Annotated in this window: 16 protein-coding genes; 9 read left to right on the top strand and 7 right to left on the bottom strand. The window is 70.3% G+C overall.

The genetic code is table 11. The features are described from left to right. The first annotated feature begins 57 nt into the window (after window positions 1-57). From ACFQS1_RS32580 to ACFQS1_RS32570, 3 genes are all read left to right on the top strand, one after another. Window positions 58-831 (top strand): cyclase family protein, encoded by a 774-nt coding sequence (locus ACFQS1_RS32580; RefSeq protein ID WP_378975813.1) that lies wholly within the window; start codon window positions 58-60, stop codon window positions 829-831. Beyond that, window positions 828-2,474 carry a thiamine pyrophosphate-binding protein gene (locus ACFQS1_RS32575; RefSeq protein WP_378975811.1) on the top strand — a complete coding sequence of 549 codons (1,647 nt, stop codon included), beginning with the start codon at window positions 828-830 and terminating at the stop codon, window positions 2,472-2,474. Before ACFQS1_RS32580 ends, ACFQS1_RS32575 begins: the two co-directional genes overlap by 4 nt. Window positions 2,475-2,548: 74 nt before the next feature. Continuing rightward, on the top strand, window positions 2,549-2,926 hold the full coding sequence (locus ACFQS1_RS32570; protein ID WP_378975809.1) for a RidA family protein: 378 nt from the start codon (window positions 2,549-2,551) through the stop codon (window positions 2,924-2,926). 98 nt (window positions 2,927-3,024) lie between these two features. Here the strand turns inward: ACFQS1_RS32570 and ACFQS1_RS32565 are convergent, their stop codons facing one another. Beyond that, a complete protein-coding gene (locus tag ACFQS1_RS32565; RefSeq protein ID WP_378975807.1) occupies window positions 3,025-3,375 on the bottom strand; it encodes a nuclear transport factor 2 family protein in 351 nt (116 codons plus the stop codon). Between the two features lie 102 nt (window positions 3,376-3,477). Here ACFQS1_RS32565 and ACFQS1_RS32560 point away from each other — a divergent pair, with 102 nt between their 5' ends. The 3 genes from ACFQS1_RS32560 to ACFQS1_RS32550 all read left to right on the top strand — a co-directional run bounded on the left by ACFQS1_RS32560 (window position 3,478) and on the right by ACFQS1_RS32550 (window position 8,679). Then, window positions 3,478-6,555, top strand: coding sequence for an ATP-binding protein (locus tag ACFQS1_RS32560; protein ID WP_378975805.1), 3,078 nt, complete (start codon window positions 3,478-3,480; stop codon window positions 6,553-6,555). Between the two features lie 6 nt (window positions 6,556-6,561). Beyond that, entirely contained in the window at window positions 6,562-6,957 is a 396-nt protein-coding gene (locus ACFQS1_RS32555) for an SRPBCC family protein (protein WP_378975803.1), read from the top strand. Window positions 6,958-7,026: 69 nt separating this feature from the next. After that, window positions 7,027-8,679: an eCIS core domain-containing protein gene (locus tag ACFQS1_RS32550; RefSeq protein ID WP_378975801.1), complete on the top strand. Its 1,653-nt coding sequence runs from the start codon at window positions 7,027-7,029 to the stop codon at window positions 8,677-8,679. Here the strand turns inward: ACFQS1_RS32550 and ACFQS1_RS32545 are convergent. Further along, window positions 8,676-9,158 carry a DUF6326 family protein gene (locus ACFQS1_RS32545; RefSeq protein WP_378975799.1) on the bottom strand — a complete coding sequence of 161 codons (483 nt, stop codon included), beginning with the start codon at window positions 9,156-9,158 and terminating at the stop codon, window positions 8,676-8,678. The genes ACFQS1_RS32550 and ACFQS1_RS32545 overlap by 4 nt on opposite strands. Window positions 9,159-9,352: 194 nt before the next feature. On the opposite strand from ACFQS1_RS32545, the gene ACFQS1_RS32540 reads away from it, so the two are divergent. Together ACFQS1_RS32540 and ACFQS1_RS32535 are read left to right on the top strand one after the other, a co-directional pair. Beyond that, entirely contained in the window at window positions 9,353-10,498 is a 1,146-nt protein-coding gene (locus tag ACFQS1_RS32540; RefSeq protein ID WP_378975884.1) for a sensor histidine kinase, read from the top strand. Window positions 10,499-10,612: 114 nt separating this feature from the next. Further along, a complete protein-coding gene (locus tag ACFQS1_RS32535; RefSeq protein WP_378975883.1) occupies window positions 10,613-11,212 on the top strand; it encodes a response regulator in 600 nt (199 codons plus the stop codon). Window positions 11,213-11,268: 56 nt separating this feature from the next. Here ACFQS1_RS32535 and ACFQS1_RS32530 read toward each other — a convergent pair whose 3' ends face one another. The 3 genes from ACFQS1_RS32530 to ACFQS1_RS32520 form a co-directional block, all read right to left on the bottom strand. Then, complete coding sequence (locus ACFQS1_RS32530; protein WP_378975797.1) at window positions 11,269-11,436, bottom strand: hypothetical protein; 168 nt, start codon at window positions 11,434-11,436, stop codon at window positions 11,269-11,271. Window positions 11,437-11,543: 107 nt separating this feature from the next. After that, window positions 11,544-12,590, bottom strand: coding sequence for a LacI family DNA-binding transcriptional regulator (locus ACFQS1_RS32525; RefSeq protein ID WP_378975795.1), 1,047 nt, complete (start codon window positions 12,588-12,590; stop codon window positions 11,544-11,546). Window positions 12,591-12,703: 113 nt separating this feature from the next. Further along, window positions 12,704-15,151 (bottom strand): alpha/beta hydrolase-fold protein, encoded by a 2,448-nt coding sequence (locus tag ACFQS1_RS32520; protein WP_378975794.1) that lies wholly within the window; start codon window positions 15,149-15,151, stop codon window positions 12,704-12,706. 563 nt (window positions 15,152-15,714) lie between these two features. Here ACFQS1_RS32520 and ACFQS1_RS32515 point away from each other — a divergent pair. Continuing rightward, window positions 15,715-16,902, top strand: a complete 1,188-nt coding sequence (locus ACFQS1_RS32515) for a glycosyltransferase family protein (RefSeq protein WP_378975793.1) — start codon at window positions 15,715-15,717, stop codon at window positions 16,900-16,902. A gap of 412 nt (window positions 16,903-17,314) precedes the next feature. On the opposite strand, the gene ACFQS1_RS32510 is transcribed toward ACFQS1_RS32515, so the two are convergent. Continuing rightward, entirely contained in the window at window positions 17,315-19,612 is a 2,298-nt protein-coding gene (locus tag ACFQS1_RS32510; RefSeq protein WP_378975792.1) for a hypothetical protein, read from the bottom strand. A 59-nt stretch (window positions 19,613-19,671) separates the two neighbouring features. Next, window positions 19,672-20,316 (bottom strand): ABC transporter ATP-binding protein, encoded by a 645-nt coding sequence (locus ACFQS1_RS32505; protein WP_378975791.1) that lies wholly within the window; start codon window positions 20,314-20,316, stop codon window positions 19,672-19,674. Window positions 20,317-21,458 lie beyond the last annotated feature (1,142 nt).

The following is a 21,458-nucleotide window of genomic DNA, read 5'->3' as shown; positions in this document are numbered from 1 at the left end:
TGCCGCCCCTTGGCCGTAGGCTCCTCCTGTCGGTGACGGCGATCACGTGGAGGATCGATGAGCGTCCTGTCGGATCTGGTGTCCGCGATCAGCGCGGGCACGATCGAGGTCGTCGACCTCACCGCCCCGCTCTCCAGCGAGACCCCGATCCTCAAGCTGCCGCCCCCGTTCGCCGACACCAGCACGTTCAGCCTCGAGGAGATCAGCCGCTACGACGACCGCGGACCGGCGTGGTACTGGAACAACATCCACACCGGCGAGCACACCGGGACCCATCTCGACGCCCCCATCCACTGGGTCACCGCACGCGACGGCGACGACGTCTCCCAGATCCGCCCGCGGCGCCTGGTCGCCCCGGCCGTCGTGATCGACGTCTCGGACCGCGTCGCCGACGACCCCGATTACCTGCTCACGGTCGAGGACATCCGGAAATGGGAGACCGATCACGGCCCGCTTCCGGCGGGCGGTTGGCTCCTTTTGCGTACGGGTTGGGACGCGCGCTCCACCGACCAGGAGCTGTTCCTGAACGCCGACGAGACCGGCCCGCACACCCCCGGCATCTCGGTGGCCGCCGCCCAATGGCTGGCCACCGAGTCACCCGTGATCGGCGTGGGCGTCGAAACGGTCGGCACCGACGCCGGCGCCGCCCACTCGTTCGACCCGCCGTTCCCGTGCCACTCGTTCGTCCTGGGCGCCGGCAAGTACGGCCTCACCCAGCTGCAGAACCTCCGGCTGCTCCCGGCCACCGGCGCGGTGCTGATCGCCGCGCCGCTGCCGATCGTCGGCGGCTCCGGCAGCCCCACCCGCGTCCTGGCGCTCGTCGAGAGATGAACGTCGCCGAGGCCGTCGGCACCACCCTCGCCGAACTGGGCGCCGACCACGTCTTCGGCGTAGTCGGTAGCGGAAACTTCCACGTCACCAACGCCCTGATCGCCGCCGGCGCCCGCTTCACCGCCACCCGGCACGAGGCCGGCGCCGCCACGGCCGCCGACGCGTACGCCCGGGTCAGCGGCCGCGCCGCCGTCGTGACCGTCCACCAGGGTTGCGGCCTCACCAACGCGATGACCGGCGTAGCCGAGGCCGCGAAGAGCCGTACCCCCATGCTCGTCCTGGCCGCCGAGGCCACCGCGCCGCGTTCCAACTTCCGGGTCGACCAGGCCGCGCTGGCCGTCGCCGTGGGCGCCGCCACCCTCCGCGTCCGCTCCGCCGCCACGGCCGTCGAGGACGCCGCGCACGCCTGGCATCTCGCCGTGACCGAGCGCCGTACGGTGGTGCTGAACCTGCCCCTCGACGTCCAGGCCGCCCCCGCCGTGCCGGCCGCACCACCCGGTTCCCCCGCGGACGACCGCCCCGCGGCCTCCGACTCCGCCGCGGAAGCGGTGGCCACGTTGCTGGCGTCCGCCGCCCGCCCCGTCTTCATCGCCGGCCGGGGCGCCGTCGACGCCGGCGCCGAGCTGTCCGCCCTGGCGTCCGCCTGCGGCGCCCTGCTGGCCACGTCCGCCGCCGCCAAGGGCCTTTTCGCCGGCGACCCGTGGAACCTCGACGTCTCCGGCGGTTTCGCCACCCCCGTGGCCGCCGCCCTGATCGCCGACGCCGACGTCGTGGTCGCTTGGGGTTCCTCGCTGAACATGTGGACCACCCGCCACGGCGCCCTGATCGGTCCCACCGCCCGGGTCGTGCAGATCGACCTGGAGGAGTCGGCCCTGGCCGCCCACCATCGCGTGGACATCGGCATAGTCGGCGACGCCGCCGCCACCGCCCGCGCGGTCCTGGCCGCCCTGCCCTCTTCCTCGTCCGCCGCCTCTGCCGCGTCCGCCGGCTACCGCCGGCCCGAGGTGCGCTCCCGGCTGGTCCACGAGGGCCGCTGGCGCGACGTCCCCTACCGCGACGAGTCCGACGACACCCACATCGACCCGCGCACGCTGACCATCGGGCTGGACGACATCCTCCCCGCCGACCGCCTGGTCGCCGTCGACTCCGGCAACTTCATGGGTTACCCGTCGATGTTCCTCGGGGTGCCCGACCAGCGCGCTTTCTGCTTCACCCAGGCCTTCCAGTCGATCGGTCTGGGCCTGGCCAGCGCCCTGGGCGCCGCCCTCGCCGCACCCGACCGCCTCCCGGTGGCAGCCTGCGGCGACGGCGGCTTCCTGATGGCCATAGCCGAGCTGGAGACCATCCGCCGTCTCGCCCTCGGCATGCTCATCGTGGTCTACAACGACAGCGCCTACGGCGCCGAGGTCCACCATTTCGGCCCGCACGGCCACCCGCTGTCCACCGTGGTCTTCCCCGAGACCGACCTGGCCGCCATAGTCCGCGGCTACGGCTGCGAGGCCGTCACGGTCCGCCACCCGTCCGACTTGGCCCCGGTCGCGCAGTGGGCGGCCGGCCCCCGAAACGTCCCCATGCTCATCGACGCCAAGGTGACCGCGACCCGCCCGTCCTGGTGGTTGGAGGAAGCTTTCCGCGGCCACTGACGCCCCCGGCGCTGGGTAGGAACTTGATCCGTTCGACCGAGCCCGGCTGTCATGGGCGGGGCTAGCGTAAGCGCATGCGAGAGATCGTCAGTACGGCGGACGCGCCCAGCTCGGCTTTGTACAGCCAGGGGGTGAAAGCCGGCGGCTTCGTCTACGTTTCGGGCCAGCCGGGCATCGACCCGGCCCATGGCGCCTTGGCCGGACCAACGATCCAGGAACAGACAAGGCAGGCCCTCGCCAACTGCCGCGCCGTTCTGCGGGCCGCGGGCGCGACATGGGACGACATTGTCGAGGTGGGCGTGCTCCTGGCCGATCCGGACGACTTCGCAGGCATGAACGAGGAGTACGCGACCTCGTTCCCCGGCACGGACCCGACGCGCTACGTCGCCAAGCTCGGCGTCGAACTGCCTGGCGTTCTCGTGTCCATTCGCATGGCCGCATTCACCGGCTGAACGGACCACCGCCGGGGCACCTGGCCGTGGTCGCGGATCTGCGCTGCGAGGCTGACGAACGCGGGACGCCGGATGTGGCCCGGCGCCCCGCGGATCGGTCAGCTGTCCCACACCTGGATCGCGGTCTGGCTGGTGATGCGGCCGGCGCGGGTGGCGGCGACGGTGACACAGACGACCGCCGTCCCGTCCGGGTACCGGCAGTGCTGGGCGTAGGCGAGCCCGTCGGTCGTGCTGAGGAGATCGCGCACCTCGTGCCGGATGTTGCGGCCGCAGACGTCACGGTAGTAGGCGCCGATCTCGCCGGTGCCGGACAGCACGAGCGGCGCGGCCGGCGGGTGGTCCTTGTCCAGCACGGTCAACGTGGCGTCGTCGGCGTACCAGGCGAGGACACCGTCGGCGTCGCGGGACTCGATCGCCTTGCTCAGGGTGGTGGGGTCGGTGGTGATCATGGAAACCTCCTGGTCATTACGTTGGAGCCAGCCTCCGCACCGCCCGTCCGGTTTCCGTCACAGCTGCGTCAAAGCCGTCCCGCGGCGGCCTACGCTGGCGGCATGCTCCGGCTGCGACTGCTGGGTGCGCTGACCGCCGAGATCGGCGGCCGGCCCGTGACGATGCCGTCCAGCGAGCGGGCCCGGGCGTTGATCGGCTGGATGGCGCTGCATCCTGGTTGCCACCCGCGGTCCACGGTCGCGGCCCGGCTGTGGCCGGACGCCTCGCCGGACGGAGCGCGGGCCAGCCTGCGCACCTCGTTGTGGGCGATCCGGCAGGCCTGGGGGCCGGCCGCCGACGTGATCGTCGCATCCCGCCTGGATGTGGGAATTCCCGCCGGGCGGATGTGGGTGGACGTCCACGACGCCGCCGCCGCGAGCGACGACGGTGAGCTGCTGCCGGGCGTCGAGGACGAATGGGCGGACGAGGCGCGGGAGGCGTACCGCGACCGGCGCCGGCAGGATTTCGCTCGGGCTGCCGCGGAGGCGGAACACGACGGCCGGTGGGAAGATGCCGTACGGCTGAGCCGCCGGCTGTGCCGGCTCGATCCGCTCGACGAAGGAGCCCACCGTCTCCTGCTGGACCGGCTGACCGCGGCCGGCGACAAGGCCGGCGCGGTGCGGGCCGCGCGCGACTTCACCGACCTGCTCCGCTCGGAGCTGGGGGTACGGCCCGCGCCGGCGACCCGCGCGGCACACGGCCGGCTGCGGACCGGCGCCACCGCCGTACCCCGGCCTGGGCTCTTCGGCCGCGACCCGCAGGTGCGGCAGCTGACCGCGGTCTGGCGGGCCGCCGCCGACGGCGCCGGACAGGTGGTGGTGCTGACCGGTGAAGCCGGGATCGGCAAGACCAGCCTGCTCGCCGAACTGGCCCACCGGGTGAACGTCGGCGGCGGGCGCAGCGCGATGGCGGCCGGCATGGGCGTGGTCGGCGAGACGCCGTTCGGCCTGTGGCTCGACCTGGCTCGGCACCTGGCCGCCACCGTGGTGCCGCCGACTCGCGGTGCGGGCTGGCCGGTCGAGCTGAACCGGCTGTCCCCGGACCTCGGCGCCCGCCTGGGAGAGCCCGGCCTGCCGCCCGCGGTGACCGCTCCCGAGCTGGAACGGCTGCGCGTCTTCGAGGCGGTGCTGCGCCTCGTCGAGTGGTCATGCGTGGACCGGCCGGCGATGATCGCCATCGACGACGCCCATCGCGCCGACCGAGCCAGCCTGCGGCTGACCGCGCACGTGGGGCGGCGATTGACCCAGCTGCCCCTGCTGCTCGTCGTCGTCCGGCGGGACCGGCCGGTGCGCCCGGAGCTGGACGCCGTGCTGGCCGATCTGGCCGGCCGCGCGGTGCCGATCACCGAGATCGCGGTCGGCCCGATCAGCGACGAGGAGGTGGCCGCCCTGGCCGCGTCGCTGCTGCCGGCCGGCACCGGGCTGGTCGGCAAGGTAATCGCGGCGGCCGAGGGCAATCCGCTGCTCGCGGTGGAGAGCGCCCGGGTGCTGGCGGCCGGCGGCGAGGGTCCGCCGCCGAACCTGCGGACCGCGGTCCGGGCCACCTGCGGGGTCCTCCCGGCGGAGGCCCAGACGCTGGTCCACCTGCTGGCCGCGGCCGGCCGGCCGCTGACCAGCGCGGAACTGGACGGTCTGCGGATCCCCGGCCTCGGTTCGGCCGAGGAGGCCGCCAGCGCGGACGGGCTGCTGCATCGCCGGGCCGGGCGGCTCGGCTTCCGCCACGAGTTGCTCCGCGAGGCCGTGTACGCGGATCTGCCGAACCCGGCGCCGCTGCACGACCGGATCACCGGGGCGCTCGACCACCGGGACCGGGCCGAGATCGCGCACCACCTCGGGCTGGCGGGCCGCGACGACCGGGCCGCGCGGGAGTGGGCGGCCGCCGCGGCGTACGCCCGCTCGGTCGGCGCCCTGACCGAGGCCGCCGATTTCCTGACCCGCGCGGTCGGCCTCACCCCGGCGGACGGCGCGCTCTGGCTGGAACTGGAGGAGATCTGGGCGTGGCTGGGCCGGCGTGCCGAGATGGAGGCGGCCTGGGAGCGTGCCCTTTCGCTGCTGGGCCCGGACGACGTCGCACCGGCGTGGTGCCGCCGTGGACGGCAGCTGCGCACCGTGGTCTGCCATCCCGGGGCGTCGCTGCGCGCCTACCGCCGGGCGTACGCGGCCCTGACCGGAGCATCGACCGCAGCCACCCGTGCCGACGTCCTGATCGGGCTCGCCTGGGGCGAGGCGGTGGCCGGCGACCCGTCCGCCTCTGACGGTCCGCTCGCCGCCGCCGAGGACATCTTGCCGGCGGACCCCGATCCGGTCGTCCGGTCCGACATCGCCGAGATACGCATGCAGGGCCTGATCCGGCAGGGCCGGTTCGCCGAGTCGGTGGCGGTCGCCCTGGCCGCCGGGCCGGATGCGGCACAGCGCGGGCTGCCGGACCGGGCGTACGCGGTATGGCTCAACGCCGCCTGCGCCCTGGCCTGCCTCGGTGACTTCGACCGGGCCCTCGACCTGGCCGACCGGGCGGTGGACACCACCGAGGGAGTGCCGGTGCTGCTGCTGGGCTGCCTCGCCGCCCGGGCGCACATCCTCGCCCGGCTCGGCCGACACGCCGAGGCGGCCGAGACCAGCCGTCGGCAGCGGGCTCTCGCGGAGCGCCTGGACTCGCCCGCCCTCGCGGCCACCGCCGCCCACGACGCCGGTCTGGTGGCGGCCGCGGCCGGGGAGCACGCTGTCGCCGCCGCCCTGCTCGCCGAGGCCCTGGACGCGCGGGCGCCGGTCAGCCGTCCGTCCGCGGGCCTGTCCAGGGCCGAGGTGCTCGCCCTGGCCGGTGACGCGACGGCCGCGACGGCTCAGCTGCGCGCGGCCATGCTGGAGCCGGTCGGCCCGGCCGACCAGCCCTGGGCGCTGGTGCCGCGGATCGCCTGGGTGCAGGGCCTCATCGCGCGGCAACGGGGCGACGTCACGCTGGCTCGCCGCCGTTTCGAGGAGGCCGCCTCGGGATGGCGGTCCATGCTCGGCGGGGCCGCCGGCGCGACCGCCGAGGGGTACACGGCCACACTTGTCGACCTCGGCCGGCCGCCCGTCGCCGGGCTGGTCGAACCGCAGCGGGAACTGGCCCGCGTGTCGGACGCGCTGACATCGTTGAGGTGATCGGAGATGCCCACGCTCGCACTGACGGTACGCACCTCCGCGCCGGTCGAGGAGGTGTGGAAGCTGCTGCACGACCCTGCGCGGTTCCCCGAGTGGTGGGCGGGGATCGAGACCGTCGCGACCGGTGTCGGCAGCGACTACACGATGTGGCCCGCGGGCTACCCGGACTTCCCGATGGCTCAGCGCCTCGGGGCCGACGCGGCGGACCACCGGGTGACGATCAGCTGCCTGGTGTCCGACCTGATCTTCCGGTGGCGGCTGCGGGCAGACGGCGAGGCGACCGACATCGACGTCGAAGCGGAACTGCCCGAGCGCGAGGCGCACCGCCTCGCCGACCAGCGGCGGATCCTCGAGCGGTCACTGGCCACCCTCGCCGCGCTGGCCGCGAGCGGTTGTCCCTGAACTCGTACGCGTGATCGGATGACCGCAATTCGACATCGCCATCGTTGCCGTTCAGTGGTTTGCTGAATCATGGCGCGCAACCGACAAGCCCACGAAGGGCCGGACTTCGAGCCGGCGCCGGCCACCAAGAAGCTGCCGGCCGACCCGGCCGTGCCCAGGAAGAGCCTGCAGAGCGAACTCCTACGGCTGCAAGGCGCCGGCGGCAACCAGATGGTCGTGCGCATGATGGAGGCGGCGAACAACGCCCAGGGCGCCGCGGAGCACCTGCGTGAGCGCATCGCGTCCCAGCTCGGGCGGGGTGAGCCGCTGTCGCGCAACGTCCAGGCGGAGGCGGAGGCCGATCTGGGCGCCTCGATGGACGGGGTGCGGGTCCATCGTGATACGGCGGCGGCCGGTCTCGCCGAGGATCTCGGCGCGCGGGCATTCACCACGGGGCAGGACGTCTTCTTCGGCGCCGGCGCGTACGACCCGTCCTCGACGAGCGGATACGGCCTCCTGGCGCACGAGCTCGCACACACGGCTCAACAGTCCGACGGTCAGGTGGCGGGAAAACCGGTCGGGTCCAGCCTCACTGTGAGCACGCCTCACGACCACGACGAGCGGGCCGCCGACCAGGCGGCGGACCGCGCGTCGGCACAGCGAGCGGCTCGCCACTCGGCCGGTGCCGGGGCGGCGGCCGTCGGCGAGCCGAGCGACACGGCGGTGCAGCGCCATGCGCATGCCGGCGCGGACCTGCCGTCGCTGATTCAGCGCAAGGCGACCGAGATGTCTCTCGACTTTCTGGCCAGCGGCTCGGACGTGACCTTCACGCCGGACGGACTGGCGTTCTCCCCGGCGACGTCAAAAAATATCGACTACACCGACTTTCCCGACGGGTTCAACGGCGAGGTGCGCATCGACGCCGGCACGACGGCGGTGGTCCGGATCGGCATGCGGATTCACATCTTCGAGGACAACTGGATCATCAATGAAAGGCTGGATCAGAAGGTCTTCGTCGACTGGACCGTGACCGCCGCGGCGGACGGCAAGCTGACCATCGATCCGACCGCGAAGGTGTGGCGTGGAGAACCGAGCAACAAAAGCATCAGAGCCGGCCTGACCGACATCGGCGCCAAGAATGGCCCCGGCTACGTAATGATCAACCCGGTGATCGCGAGCGGAGGTGGCTCGGGTGGCGTCTCCATGGTGGTGGGGAGGACGGAGAACGCGCCGTCGCAGAGCGTCTCAGCGCCCTTCACACTGAGCATCGGGGTGGACAACATCGCGCCGCCCAAAGAGCCCACCGGGACGGTGACCATCGGCGAGATCAGCATGCAGAAGACCCATGACGTCTACTTCCCCGCGCCGAAGAACGGTAAAGGCCAGTCGGCCGTGGTCAACGACGAGATCACCAAGTTCGCTGTCTGGTATTCCTCGTTGAGCGAGACGACCAGGAAGCGCATCGAGAAAGGCGAGCTGGCCGTCGAGCTCTCCGCCTTCACCAGCACCACCGGCGATGTCGCGTACAACGAATGGTTGTCGGACCAGCGCCGGGACAGCGTCGAGCAGTTGCTGCGGCGCCGGGCCGGGCGCGACGCGAAAATCGAGCGGAGCCGAGCGCTCGGGAAGCTGGATACGCCCACACCGGATCAGAAGGAAACTGCGGAGTGGCGCAAGGTCGTCATCACGGTCTTCGATGTGATGTCGGAGGGCGAGAAACCGCCGGCGAGCGTCGCCCCCTAGCACTGTCGAAGGCCGGTCGTCGCGGGACCGGCTGGGACCGCCGGGGTTCGAGGCCATTTCCAGGCCGAGCGCAGGATGAAGGCCAGGAGCAGCACCTCGATTCCGATGGAGAGGCCGTAGAAGGGGGCCCAGTCCCAGGACTCGCCGACCGCGTTGAACACCGAGAACGGGATGTAGAGCAATGCGACGACGATGTTCGTGGCGCGGCTGACCCGGGCGGGCAGCGTCATGGAGAGCATCACCATCAGGGCCGGGATCGCCACGGACGCGACGAAAATGGTCAACAACGTCCCGCTGATGTCGAACTCGAAGACGACGCCACCGCGAATCTCGTCGATGGCGCCCGGCTTGTAGAGGTGGAAGTAGTCGACGTAGATGTAGAGGAACATGAAGCTGGTCCATGCCGCCGCGAGCTTGGCCTGCACGGGGATCGGCGGGTTGTCGAGCAGGCTCGGGGTGTTCGTTCGGATGCCGCTCATCGTTTCTCAGTTCCTTTCCGCGCCATTCGTTGGCTTCTTCGGCTGACCGTTCCGGTGATGTGGCACAGATTGCTGGAGCGGCCGGATACGCCGCTACGAGCCGAGGTCGATGGTGGTGGGCCGAAAGTCTGCACCGCGAGATCGACTTTGGTCGGATGCCGTGGGGCCCCTACCGTCCGTACCCTTTGATCGTGATGGCCTCGGCGGACCCGCGCGATCGGCTGGTCGACGCCCTTTGTTTCCTGCTGGCCGTCGGCGTCGCGGTGCTGACCCTGGTCGACAGCCGGGCGCAACACATCGCGCCGGCGCCGCTCGCCGTGGACCTCATCCTCGGCGGGCTGTGCTGTCTCGGGGTGTGGCTGCGCCGGCGCTGGCCGGTCGGCTTGGCCGTGGTCGTGGGTGTGGTCAGCGTCTACTCGACGTCGGCGGCGGGCGCGGCGCTCATCGCGCTGTTCACCGTCGCGGTGCACCGGCGCTTCGCGGTGGTCGCCCCGATCGTGGCCGGGTACGCGCTCGTCCCGTTCCTGACGCTGCTGGTCCGCCCGGACGTCCCGGTCGGACCCTGGTCGCAGATCGTGCTGGGCGTCGTCTTCGCGCTCGCGGTGCTCGCCTGGGGCATGTTCGTGCGGGCCCGGCGCCAGTCGCTGCGGGAGCGGGCCGGGCGAGTCGAGGCCGAACAGGAACTGCGCGTCGCCGAAGCCCGCCAGGGCGAACGCAACCGGATCGCCCGGGAGATGCACGACGTGCTCGCCCACCGCCTGTCCCTGCTGAGCCTGCACGCCGGGGCGCTGGAGCTACGCCCCGACGCCGCGCCCGCGGAGGTCGCCCGTGCCGCCGGGGTGGTCCGCGAGAGCGCCTACCAGGCGCTGGAGGACCTTCGCGAGGTGATCGGCGTCCTCCGCGCCGGTGCCGACCGGTCCGGCGAGACGCCGGAACGGCCGCAGCCCACCCTGGCCGACCTCCCTGACCTCGTCGACCAATCGCGACGCGCCGGGATGCGGGTACGCCTCGACGGGCAGACCGACGCGCTTGCCGCCGTACCGGCCGGCGTGGGGCGCAGCGCGTACCGGATCGTGCAGGAAGGGCTGACCAACGCCCGCAAGCACGCCCCCGACGGCGAGGTGGCCGTCACCGTCCGGGCAACCCCGGGCGACGGCGTAACCGTCGAGATCCGCAACCCGTACCCGGCCGAGACCAGCCCGGCCGGCATCCCCGGCGCCGGCATCGGCCTCATCGGACTCACCGAACGGGCCGCCCTCGCCGGCGGACGCCTCGAACACGGCCCCACCCCCGCCGGTGACTTCCGGCTCCGGGCCTGGCTACCGTGGCCTACCCTCTGACCGCGGCCGGAATCGGCCTCCGCCCAGGTGAGCACGGACAAGGAGGCCAACGTGAACGCACCGGTGCGGGTCCTCATCGTCGACGACGACCCGCTCGTGCGGGCCGGCCTCACCATGGTCATCGGCGGCTCGCCGGACATCACCGTGGTGGGCGAGGCCGGCGACGGAAGCGAAGCAGCCGCCGCCGTCGACGCGTACGCCCCGGACGTGGTGCTGATGGACATCCGCATGCCCACCCTCGACGGCCTCGCCGCCACCGAACAACTCCGCGCCCGGCCCGACCCACCCGAGGTCATCGTCCTGACCACCTTCGACGCCGACGAGTACGTCCTGCGCGCCCTGCGCGCCGGGGCCAGCGGCTTCCTGCTCAAACACACCCCACCCGCCGAGATCCTGCGCGCCGTCGCGCGGGTGGCAGCCGGCGAGCCCATCCTGTCGCCGACCGTCACCCGACGGCTCATCGCCCACCTCAGCAACACCGGCGCCGCGGCCCGGCGACAGCACGCCACCACCGCGCTGCATCAGCTCAGCGAACGCGAACGCGAGGTCGCCATCGCCGTCGGGCGGGGCAAGTCCAACGCCGAGATCGCGGGCGAGCTGTTCATGAGCGTGGCCACCGTGAAAGCCCACATCTCCCGCATACTCACCAAACTCGATCTCAACAACCGTACCCAGGTCGCCCTGCTCGCCCACGACGCCGGCCTCACCGGCTGACACCGCGGCCCTGGAGTGCGAGCGCGACGGGCGCGGCTCGCTCTCCCGTCCGATCATCAATGGGCCGGCACCGCCACGGTGGGCCGTCCCCGTACCACCTGGCTTTTCCGCGCCTTCCGCGCCCGGCGCGCGCTACCCAGCAGGCGCCGCTTCTCGCTGTCGGCGATCAGCTCACGGTGGCGCTCGTTCGCCAGGGTCAGCATCAGGTCCGCGTGGATCAACATGGTCTATCTCCTCGTCATCCGGTGATGTATCCATCCTCGGCCGACGGGAGCGCTGCCACATCGGGAGCGATTGCCTATCTTCGCTGCTCAGGGCGGTTTAGACGGCGTCAGCGCCGCGTCGACTGTCTCTGGATCAGCTCGAAGTCGACGACTATCCTCCGGGGCGCCGGCTGTTCCGCTCGCGGCACACCGTCGAACTGAAGCTGGATCCGCTCTTCCAACAGGGCGACTGCCTGGTGCGCGATCACGTCGCGTCCGGGGTCGATGGAGCTCAGCGGAGGCCGGGAGTAGTTCGCTTCGTCGATGTTGTCGAAGCCGATCAGCAGGACGTCCTCGGGAACCCGGACCCCGCGGTCCCGAAGGGCGGCGAGCGCACCCAGCGCGAGTGTGTCGGTGAACGCCACCACCGCGTCGGGCTTGACGCCGCTGTCAAGGATGCGAGCGATCGTCGTGGCGCCGGTGGAGTGGAAGTAGTCGGGTACACCGATGATCGCGCGTGGGTCGACGTCGAACCCTCGTGACCGGAGGGCGTCCCGGAAGCCCTGGAACCGCAGCGTTCCGCTGCTCGGCGAAGGGTCGTCCTTGATTCCCAGGGGAACTACCGTGGTCGCGCCTCGGCCCAGGACGTGCTCGGTCGCCGCACGTGCTCCCTCGACGTTGCTCATCGTGACGTGGTCGACGTCGCCGTCGAACACCCGCTCGCCCAGGAGCACGAGCGGGAAGTCGACGTCGAACAGCGGGAGGTCGTTCTGGCCCAGCGCCAGTGGGGAGTACAGCACGCCGTCGAAGCGTGACCGGTAGCTGCCGTCCAGTACCCGCAACTCGCGGTCGCGTTCGGCGTTGGTCTGCTCGATGAAGACGGTCAGGCCTCGCCTGGATGCCTCTCGCATGACGGAGTCCGCAAGTTCGGCGAAGTACACGACGCGCAGCGACGGCAGCACCAAAGCGATCGCCCCGGTCCGGCCCCGGCTCAGGTTCCGCGCCGACACATTCACGTGGTAGCCCAGCTCACGGATCGCGTCGTCCACCCGTTGGCGGGTTTCCGGACGCACGTACTGATAGCCGTTGAGGATGTTGGACACCGTCTTGATCGACACTCCGGCGAGCCGGGCGACGTCGCGCATCGTCGCCGACCTGTTGGTCTTGCGTGCCACGGCACCTCCCGCCGCTCGTCGGCTCATTGATGAGCGTATAAGACCCCCGTGCCGGCCCCGACGCAGCGGCCGGCCCGCCCCGATCCGGGGCGGGCCGGCCGCGTGGCCCAAGGTCAGTTGATGGTCAGAGCGATGGCGTGAACCGAGCTGCCCAGATCGATCTGCAACTCGTAGGCACCCGGGGCGAGCCCCTTGGTGGCCCAGTCGAAGACGTACTCAGCCTTGTGAGCGCTGTAGCGCGCAGTGTTGTCCGCATTCTTCTGAACGGGTTGGGCCGGGACACGATTGCCGGCCACACCGTCCGTCTTCCGCACCAGGTAGAGACGCGGCCGCGCATCCGTGACAGTCTTGCCATCGGCGCCGGTCAGGGTGAATTTGACCGGCACGGCGCGTCCGGCTTTGACGACGTCGGAGCCGTCGCCGGCCAGCGGTGGCCGCACCCCGCCGAACCGGTACTCGGGCACGAAGAGCCGCGGCACGAAGTCGATCAGGTCCGCCATCCAGGTGTCGAAGCCATGCGGTCCGACCCAGGTGCCCGCGTACTCGTACTCGATGCCCTGAGAGGTCAGCCATTGCATCGTGTTCTGGGTGATCGTGTACGTGAAGTCGACGTCACCGGAGTACAGCCTTGCCAGCTTGGTGCTTTCGTTGACCGCCTGGACGTCGACGGCAGGGTAGGCGAACAGTCCCCCCGAGAAGGCACCGATGTAGGAGAACTCGCCCGGATGGTCGAGCCAGGCGCCGAGGGTGTTGATGGCTCCCCACGACAGACCGGCGAGCGCCTGCTCGTCCGAATCAGTCGAGATGTTGTACTTCTCCGCCGCGGTCGGCATCACGTGCTGGCTGAGGTCGGTCCAGAAGTCGACGCCGTTCTGGTCGGGCATGACCACAACCATCGGCACCATCGTCCCGTTGAGGTAGTTGTTGTCGAGAATCTGCTTGGCACGTCCGGTCTCGAGCCAGCTGCCGTAGTTCTGGCCCCCGCCGTGGTACAGGTACAGCACCGGGTAGGAGGCTTCGCGGTCGGCATCGTAGCCGGGCGGCGTCCAGACGTACGCGTAGCGCTCTGTGCCCTGGCCTCCGTCGTACGTCATCAGCGAGACCGTGCCGCCCTTGCCTTCGGGGACGTCGGCGAGCATCGCGTCGGTTTTGCCCGGCACGAAAAGCTGCGACTCCATCACATGCGTGTTGACGGTGTCGGCCGGGTCCTTCATGTCGACGCCGTCGACCACGTACCGGTAGTAGTAGTAGCCGTCGAGCGGTCCGATCGAGATGCGCCAGCGGCCGTCGGGCTGCTTGGCCATCGGGATCCGGAACCACTGGCCGTTCGGGGCCCAGTTCCCCCAGACCGTGACGTCCTTGGCGTCGGCCCACTGGGTGCCGGTCTCGAACGTGACGATGCCGTGCGGGTCGATGTGCGGGGTAGTGATCGACCCGGCCGCAGGCGGCTGGTACGGCTTGGTCAGCGGGCGGTGTCCCTTGCTGGCACCGTGACCGGCGCACTTCTGCCCGAAGAGCCGAGCGGCGAAGTCTCGCAGGTTCTCCCGCCACGCGTCCCAGGTGCCGCCGTCGTCAGGGTTGACGCCGTCGAACTCGAACTTCACTCCGGACTTCTTCAGGTCCACCAGCAGGTCGTAGTTGTCGTTGTAGGACGGATCGAGCGTGTTGCCGACGTACGTCCGGAGCAGTTTGGTGCCCTTGTTGATCGCCTTGGCCTCCGCCTTGGTGATCGGGCCGTCGGCGGAGCCGGAGAAGGAGCCGACGTAGGCGAATGCGCCGGGATCGCTGCGGAGGATGCTGATCGCCTGCTCGGCGCCGGTGCCGACACCGGCCAGCGCCTGACTCCGGGGCCGGGACGAGATGTGGTAGCCGGCCCGCGCTGCCGGGACGATGGCGTTGAGCAGCTCGGCGCGGGGGTCGGCGGAATTGGCGTCAGCCATCACGACCACCATCGGCTTGGCGTCCCTGCCGGCGACCAGGTTGTCGAGGATCTGCTTCGCCCGGCCAAGTTCCAGCCATTCACGAGCGGTCTGACCCGCGCTGCTCAGCAGGTACAGGACCGGGTACGCCTCGGCCCGGGCGGAGTCGTAGCCGGGCGGCGTCCACACCAAGGCGGTGCGGCCCTCCGCCGCCGCTGCGCTCGGGTAGGACAGTTCCTCCACCGTCCCGCCCGCGGCGATGTCGTCCATCCACGCGACCGACTCACCCGGCACGAAGAAGGTGTTCCAGTTCGGCTGCGACGTCACCGCCACCGGGCTGCCAGGCTGGCGGAAGGACACCTTCGACCTGTCCGGCATGGTCGCGGTGTACTGGTAGTAGTACAGCCCGGGCTCGAGCGGACCGACGTTCGCGGCGTAGTCCGAGCCACTCGGGTCGAGCGCGAGCGCCGACCACGTGCCGCTCGGGCCGATGTTCGCCTCCAGTTCCAGCGTTGCCGGCGTTCCGCCGACGATGCTGCTGGCCTGCGACTGCGGCACTTTGAAGTAGTGATAGACGTCGTCGTTCGAATGCCATGTGTCGGTCGCGGCAACCGCCGGGGCGGCCGCGATGAGTGAACCCACCAAAGCGGCGGCTGCGACAAGGCTGGTCGTTCGGAGGCCACTGCTGTGTGACATCGCTGCTCCCCTCAGAGCGTCAAGGCCTCCCGCATCGAAGGCACCGCGCCTCACCATCGAGCTCGGCCACCGGGCCCTTCCTGCGGTCGCGGCAGCCCACATTCACACCTGTCAATAAGTTTCCTACACCGGTGTAGAGCGAATGGCAAGAGACGCTGCTGCTGGTGAGGTTGCGTCCCTGGTCGTCCCGAGGCGTGACCGGTCAGCCGTACGACTTGTCCATATGAGGTCGGCGGTGGGGAACGGCACCGATCTTGGCGCAGCGGTGCGGGGTGAAGTTCCATTGCGCGACGAGACCCTGGCCTCGCCACCGGTGCAAGACGCTGATCGAGGCGGTGGAAAGCGCCGGTCATGCGGCTGATGACGCAATCCGAGCGCTGCCGGATCGGCGACCCGCAGCCGGGGCCGGCGATCCGGCGCGTTCGACGGTGTGCGGCGGGGAACGGTTCGCTGGGGATCAATTCGGGCGTTTCGCGTCACTGCGGCGGGCCGCTCGGTAGGTTTTGCGGGTGGCGACCTTCATCGTTTACAGCCCCGGTGCGCTGCAGCCCTACGGTCACGCCTTCGACTACGTCGGCGGACTCGGGTCCGGTCTGTGCGACCAGGGCTATCAGGTGCACGTCGTGACGCACGACGGGCCGCTGGTGCTGTCCGACGTCATGGTGCACACTGCCACCTCCGCGGCCTGGGACCGGCTGCTCGACGTCCTGCCGTCGAGACTGCGCAGGCACGCGTTCCGGCTGCTGGCGGAGCCTCGCCTGCTGTCCACGCTGCGCCGGGTCACGGCGGAGTATCCGGACGCCCCGGTGCTGTTCGAGACGTTCGAGTACCTGAGCCTCGCCCGCTATCTGCGGCGGCACAACGGGGGGCTCACCGGGGGCATCTTCCACTCCACCACCTTCCGCTCCGAACGGGAAGGCGTGCTGCGGACGGCATACAAGCGGGTCTCGGCCCGGGCGGCACGCCGAATCGCACGCAACCTGGCCGTGGTGTACGTGCACGGCCCGCACATGCGCCGCCGACTCCTCGACGAGCTGTCCCTGCCCGAGACCTCACCTGTGCGGGTGCTTGCTCACGGTGCCCCCGACCCCGCCGATGTCGTGCTTCCCAGCCGGGAGAAGGCGCGGGAGGTCCTCGGGCTCCCGGCCGGGAACATCCTGCTGTCGTTCGGCACGCTGCGCCACGACAAGGATCTGCCCACGCTGGTGCGCGCCGTCGCGGCCACCCCGGACTGGGTGCTCGTGCACGCCGGCCCCGAGGGCGATGTGTCCTGCCGGGAGCTGGAGCAGCTGGGTGAGGCAAACGGGCTCGGCGACCGGCTCCTGATCCACAAACGGTTCATCCCGGCGGTCGAGCACCCCCTCTACTTCGGCGCTGCCGATCTGGTGTCCGCGTTGTACGACCCGGCGATGACGCACGAGAGCGGGACGGCGAAGCGAGTGCGCGCGTTCTCTCGGCCGCTGCTCGCGGCGGGCCCCCCGGACCTGCTCGACTACGTCACCGAGTGGGGCGTCGGCTACACCATCCCGCCCGGTGACGTGGATGCGGCAGCTGAAGCCCTCCGCCGTCATGCCGGTCTGTCACCCGAGGACGCTGCGGCGCTCGAGCAGCGCATCCACCGCGCGGGGCAGGACTTGTCTTGGCGAGCGGTCGCTGCAACCATCGCCGCCGACCTCTGCCCGCACTATACGACGTAGGCACGAATCGCTCAGGCCTGCTTGACCACGTCGGAGACCAGCGCCTCCGCCTCCTCCTGGAACCAAGCTCGGGCAGAGAAGCGAACCGGCGACCCGGCCACCGGAGAGCGGCGCTCACGGCGGGGCACTGGCCGGTCGGGAGCCTGCGCGAGCACGTCGGCGGGCGCGCCGACGGCCTGTGCGACGGTGGCGAGCCGGCTCGGTGGAACGCCGCGGCGTCCCAGCTCCCACCGGTTGCCGGAGCGGATTGGTCGACCAGTTCACGGTTCCGGGACGGAGGCCGCGGCACAGTCCAACGGCCATGCACACCACTCGAACGCGGATGTCGCTGCGGCCGCCGGCGAAGCCAGCAACCCGGCGGAGAGTACGGCGCCTGCGGCGGCGGCCGTGAAGTCATATCAGCGGGTTCGCGCTATTCGTTGTCCATCCGAGGCGTACGGAGGAAGGCCGCACCGATGAAGACAGCCGCGGTCGCGCCGGCGACGCCGGGCAGGATCCAAAGGACTCCATAGGACGCGGCAGTCCGCTGCGCCGCCAATGACACCGTCAGGATGGCAAGCGGGATGGTGAGCAGCGTCGTGATCAGCGGAACTGCGGTCCACCTCGCCACGATGCTCAGTCGCCGCCCCGGAGCGGCGCCGACATCGATAAGCGTGCGCCGGGTCAACGTGTGCCCGACGATCAGGCCGGCGCCGCCCAGCATGACGATCACGATCGTGCCGAGAGCGCCGAGAAAGGCGGCCGTGTTCGCGACGGAGCGCAGCCGGTCATATTCGGTCGGATCCGACCCGTTCTGCATGTCCGCGCTTGGCGCCAGGCGGATCGCAGCCGCTCGGATGAAGAATTGATCGCGTGGCTCAAGCGCGGTGAAGTCCAGCAGGACCACCTCACTCATGCCGGCCGGTTCCAGCCCGAAATCCTCGGCGACCGAACCCCCCAGCGGAACGACCAGTCCGGGCAGGTTGCCGCCCAGAACTGGGTCGGCCTCGGCCCGCGTTTCGGCAAGCCGAGACACGGTTTGGTCACCGGTCCGGAAATCGAGCAGCCCGACCTTCCCACCGTCCACCAGGTGTGGATCGGCGCGCTGGGCCGACCCCTCCGGCCCGAGCAGCACCCGGTTGATCGGCGCCGCCGAGTCCTGGGAAAAGCAGTCCGTGACGTCGCCGGGATCCTGGGTGTGCCGTTCGCCCATGCAGGCAACGACCTCGGCCGCCGTCACCCGCAGTGTCGCCGTCGCCTCGTCCGGCACCCGGAAGCTGATGAGCTCGTTTCCGCCGTGCTCGCGATAGAGCGCGGTCAGTGCGGGAACCGCGCTGTCCGGCATGTCACTGATCACGAAGGAACTCGCCGGCTGGAGCCGGCTGGACAACGCTTCGCCGAGATTCGCGTCGTAGACGTTCTGTGCCGCCCACATGCTGCTCGCCAAAGCGACGAGGGCGCCGGCGGCCGTGACGGACCGAGCGCCGGCCAGAAGATTACCCATCAACGCTCGGGTAGCCGTGGGGAGGCCCCACGCCAGCAATGGCGCGATCGCGTATGGCAGCGCTGCCGCGATCACGGCAGCCGGAAGCTGGCTCAGTGACGCGAGACGATCTCGGCCGAGTGTGCCGGAAGCGTAGATGAGCAGGAGCCAACAGGCGAGCCCGCCCGCCGTGGCCGCCACGCCCACCAAGGTTGCCCATCGACGCTGCGCGGTTTGGAGCGTGCGGCGCTGCAGCCACCTCGCCCCGGCGCGCACGGACGGCACGGCCAGGAGCCCGGCCAACATGGTCAAGCCGAGCATCACGGCGACGGCCGGCCACGGAACCGCGATTTCCACCCACTGCTGCCCCAGCCGGGCGGAGATGGGCCCACGGGCGACCAGCACGACCAAGGCTGCGGCGGCGCTGCCGGCAATCTCCCCGATCAGCACGGTCGCGAAGATCACCGAGACGATCCTGCGCCAGGCGTGGGACTCTGGCATGCCCGCGGCAACGAGCGTGTCGGCGTCCCTCCGCCATCCGCCGGAAAGGACCGCACCGACGGCGAGGAGCAGGACGCCCACCAGCAGTGCACAGCCGGTCGGCACGAATCGCATCGCGCTCAGGAAGTGCGGCCTGTTCTTCGCCGCCACCTCGAGCAGCGAGTCGACCGAGTTGTAGGTCGCCGTGCGGTCGTCGAGGAACGGCCGGACGGCGGTGATGCCGAAGAAGCTCTCGTCGCTGAGCCACATGGTGGGCCGGAAGGTCGCCCCGTCGTCGGTCAGCTGCACCAGCGTGCTGGTCGTCCGGTCGGCGGGATCCACCGACCACCCGACGACCCGACCCGGTCGCTGCCGGTCGCCAGTGCGCACCTGTATCGTGTCGCCGATCGCGATGCCCAAGGCCTCAGCGGTCGTTTGCGAGAGGACGACCTCGCCCGGGCGGGAGGGCCATGTGCCCTTCGTGACGACACCCAACCGCAACGACGGATCGGTGATGGTCCGCACCAGGACGGAGGCCGACAGGCCGTCGGCGACGACATCGCCATTCTCGTCCTGAAGCGGCTTGGCCCCCGCAACCGACCGCAATGCGTCCGTCGCGTCGGGATTGCCGGTCTGCAGCGCGTACGAGGCATGACCGACGTCCGCGCGGGCCGAATCCACGATGGCCTTCTCGGCGCTGCTCAGCACCACGGCCAAGCTGGTCAGCGATCCGCCCAGTAAAATGCCCAGGAGCAGCAGCACGCCCATCTGCGGCGCCCGGTGACGCAGGAATGCCAGGCGGAGGCGTAGCCCGTCGACACGCGATCTCACGGCGCCGCCACCAGCTTGCCCCGGGCCAGCTGAATACGGTGGTCCATCCGTTCCGCCACCCGTGGGTCGTGGGTGGCGACCACGACCACCAGCCCGTCACGCCGGCCCAGCTCAACCAATATGTCGGCGATCCGTTCGGTGTTGTCGACGTCGAGTGCGCCGGTCGGCTCGTCCGCGAGGAGCACCGAGGTGCCGGCAAGCAGGGCGCGAGCGATGGCGACGCGCTGTTGCTGGCCCCCGGACAACTTCGTCGGCAGCCGGCGGCCCATCGACGGCGGCAGTCCGACACGCTCGAGCATCGCGCCGACATCCGCGCCCGAGCGCCGGACACCGCGCAACTCCGCCGCGAGCAACATGTTCTGCGCGACCGTCAAGAACGGGACCAGACGGTAATCCTGATGGATGAGCGACACCCGTGGATCACCGGCGGACCGCCAGGATGCTGCCGCCACGCTGACACCGTCGATCGCCACGGCGCCGGACGTGGGTCGCTGCATGCCGCTGATGACGCGCAGCAATGTGCTCTTGCCGCTACCGCTCGGTCCCATCACCGCGGTGGTGCCCGGTTCGAACGTGAGGTCCACCTCGTCGAGGGGCGTGACCTCGGGATACTGCACTGTCACGTGATCCAGCGTGATCATGGCCTACCTCACCGGCATCAATCGCCGCCTATACCGAATCACGTGGCGGGTGCGTTCGGCACCCACCACGTGAAAGGAGTCGATCAGACTCCCGTGAGTTCGACGGTTGCGTGGCATCCGGCGTCGCAGGTCCACCACCCGGTGTACTTCCAGACGTACGTCTGCGTGCTCCAGGAGCTGGTGTAATCCGGACCCAGGTTCCGTACGAGCTTCGCCCGGAACTTCGTGTCACTTCCGAGCCGGGAACACAGGGCACCGGCACGGTGGGTGCCCGCACTGCCGTTCTGCAACGTCGTGATGCAATCACCACTAATTGCCAGAGCGGGCGTCGGGCTGCTGATGACTGGCACTGCACCCGCGACCAACATCAACGCGGTCGCTAACGCGGGTTTCCGAAGTCGACTGTGCAACGCATTTCCTCCTCTTGCGCGGTGTCCACGGCCGAAGCACCTCGTCACCGGCTCGTCGAAGGTTCGCCGACGCGTCGCCACTGGGGCCGCTCCGTGCCCCGACAACGATGCCCGGCCGTCCGATCTCGACGGCAACGATTGCGTCCGGGCCGTCGGGTGAGACGGCGTGTAGACCAAATTTCGAGCCTGCTTCGGCACCATAGAAGGTCTCGCGAACAAAACGAGTCGGGGCTGGGGTAAGGTCCCAGTCGATTCTGAAGGCAGTCAGGCCTTTTGTTCATGACGCCTAGGATGAAACGTCAAGAAACAAAACGTGGCCGTAGAGGCCCCATCGGCTCGGCTTCCCCGTGAGTACGACTCCCGGGCAGTGAGAATCCATGATCCCTGGTCTACCTTGCGCCATCACGACGCCGATCGGGTTCGCCGCACGGACGCACCCGGCACCGAGCGACGGCTTCCGCAATGTCTCCCTGATGACGATTTCCACATCGACCTCCCTTCCTGGCGGCATTGCTCCAATTCGATGTGCCTCCGCAGCCTTCAGGAAGGCGCATCAGGTCAGAGCGCCTCGCTGAAAGGCTGAAAGGTCTCGGAGGTGGTATTACGGCTCTTCGAAGTTAAGCGGGGTTGAGGTGTCCGCGGTGGCGGCGGGTGGTGGCTGCGCGGGTGCGTAGGCGCTGGTTTTCGGGGTTGCGGAAGCCGTAGGCGTTGCGGGCGAGGGTCTTGATGACG

Origin of the sequence: Paractinoplanes rhizophilus (assembly GCF_042664765.1) — a bacterium.
Taxonomy (GTDB): Bacteria; Actinomycetota; Actinomycetes; order Mycobacteriales; family Micromonosporaceae; genus Actinoplanes; species Actinoplanes rhizophilus.
The sequence above is the reverse complement of the archived record's forward strand: the minus strand, read 5'-3'. Positions and strand labels throughout refer to the sequence as shown.

Bases quoted from the DNA above. Each gene is read 5' to 3' on its own strand.
- ACFQS1_RS32580 (WP_378975813.1), top strand. From the start codon at position 58: ATGAGCGTCCTGTCGGATCTGGTGTCCGCGATCAGCGCGGGCACGATC.
- ACFQS1_RS32575 (WP_378975811.1), top strand. From the start codon at position 828: ATGAACGTCGCCGAGGCCGTCGGCACCACCCTCGCCGAACTGGGCGCC.
- ACFQS1_RS32570 (WP_378975809.1), top strand. From the start codon at position 2,549: ATGCGAGAGATCGTCAGTACGGCGGACGCGCCCAGCTCGGCTTTGTAC.
- ACFQS1_RS32565 (WP_378975807.1), bottom strand. From the start codon at position 3,375: ATGATCACCACCGACCCCACCACCCTGAGCAAGGCGATCGAGTCCCGC.
- ACFQS1_RS32560 (WP_378975805.1), top strand. From the start codon at position 3,478: ATGCTCCGGCTGCGACTGCTGGGTGCGCTGACCGCCGAGATCGGCGGC.
- ACFQS1_RS32555 (WP_378975803.1), top strand. From the start codon at position 6,562: ATGCCCACGCTCGCACTGACGGTACGCACCTCCGCGCCGGTCGAGGAG.
- ACFQS1_RS32550 (WP_378975801.1), top strand. From the start codon at position 7,027: ATGGCGCGCAACCGACAAGCCCACGAAGGGCCGGACTTCGAGCCGGCG.
- ACFQS1_RS32545 (WP_378975799.1), bottom strand. From the start codon at position 9,158: ATGAGCGGCATCCGAACGAACACCCCGAGCCTGCTCGACAACCCGCCG.
- ACFQS1_RS32540 (WP_378975884.1), top strand. From the start codon at position 9,353: ATGGCCTCGGCGGACCCGCGCGATCGGCTGGTCGACGCCCTTTGTTTC.
- ACFQS1_RS32535 (WP_378975883.1), top strand. From the start codon at position 10,613: ATGGTCATCGGCGGCTCGCCGGACATCACCGTGGTGGGCGAGGCCGGC.
- ACFQS1_RS32530 (WP_378975797.1), bottom strand. From the start codon at position 11,436: ATGTTGATCCACGCGGACCTGATGCTGACCCTGGCGAACGAGCGCCAC.
- ACFQS1_RS32510 (WP_378975792.1), bottom strand. From the start codon at position 19,612: ATGGGCGTGCTGCTGCTCCTGGGCATTTTACTGGGCGGATCGCTGACC.
- ACFQS1_RS32505 (WP_378975791.1), bottom strand. From the start codon at position 20,316: ATGATCACGCTGGATCACGTGACAGTGCAGTATCCCGAGGTCACGCCC.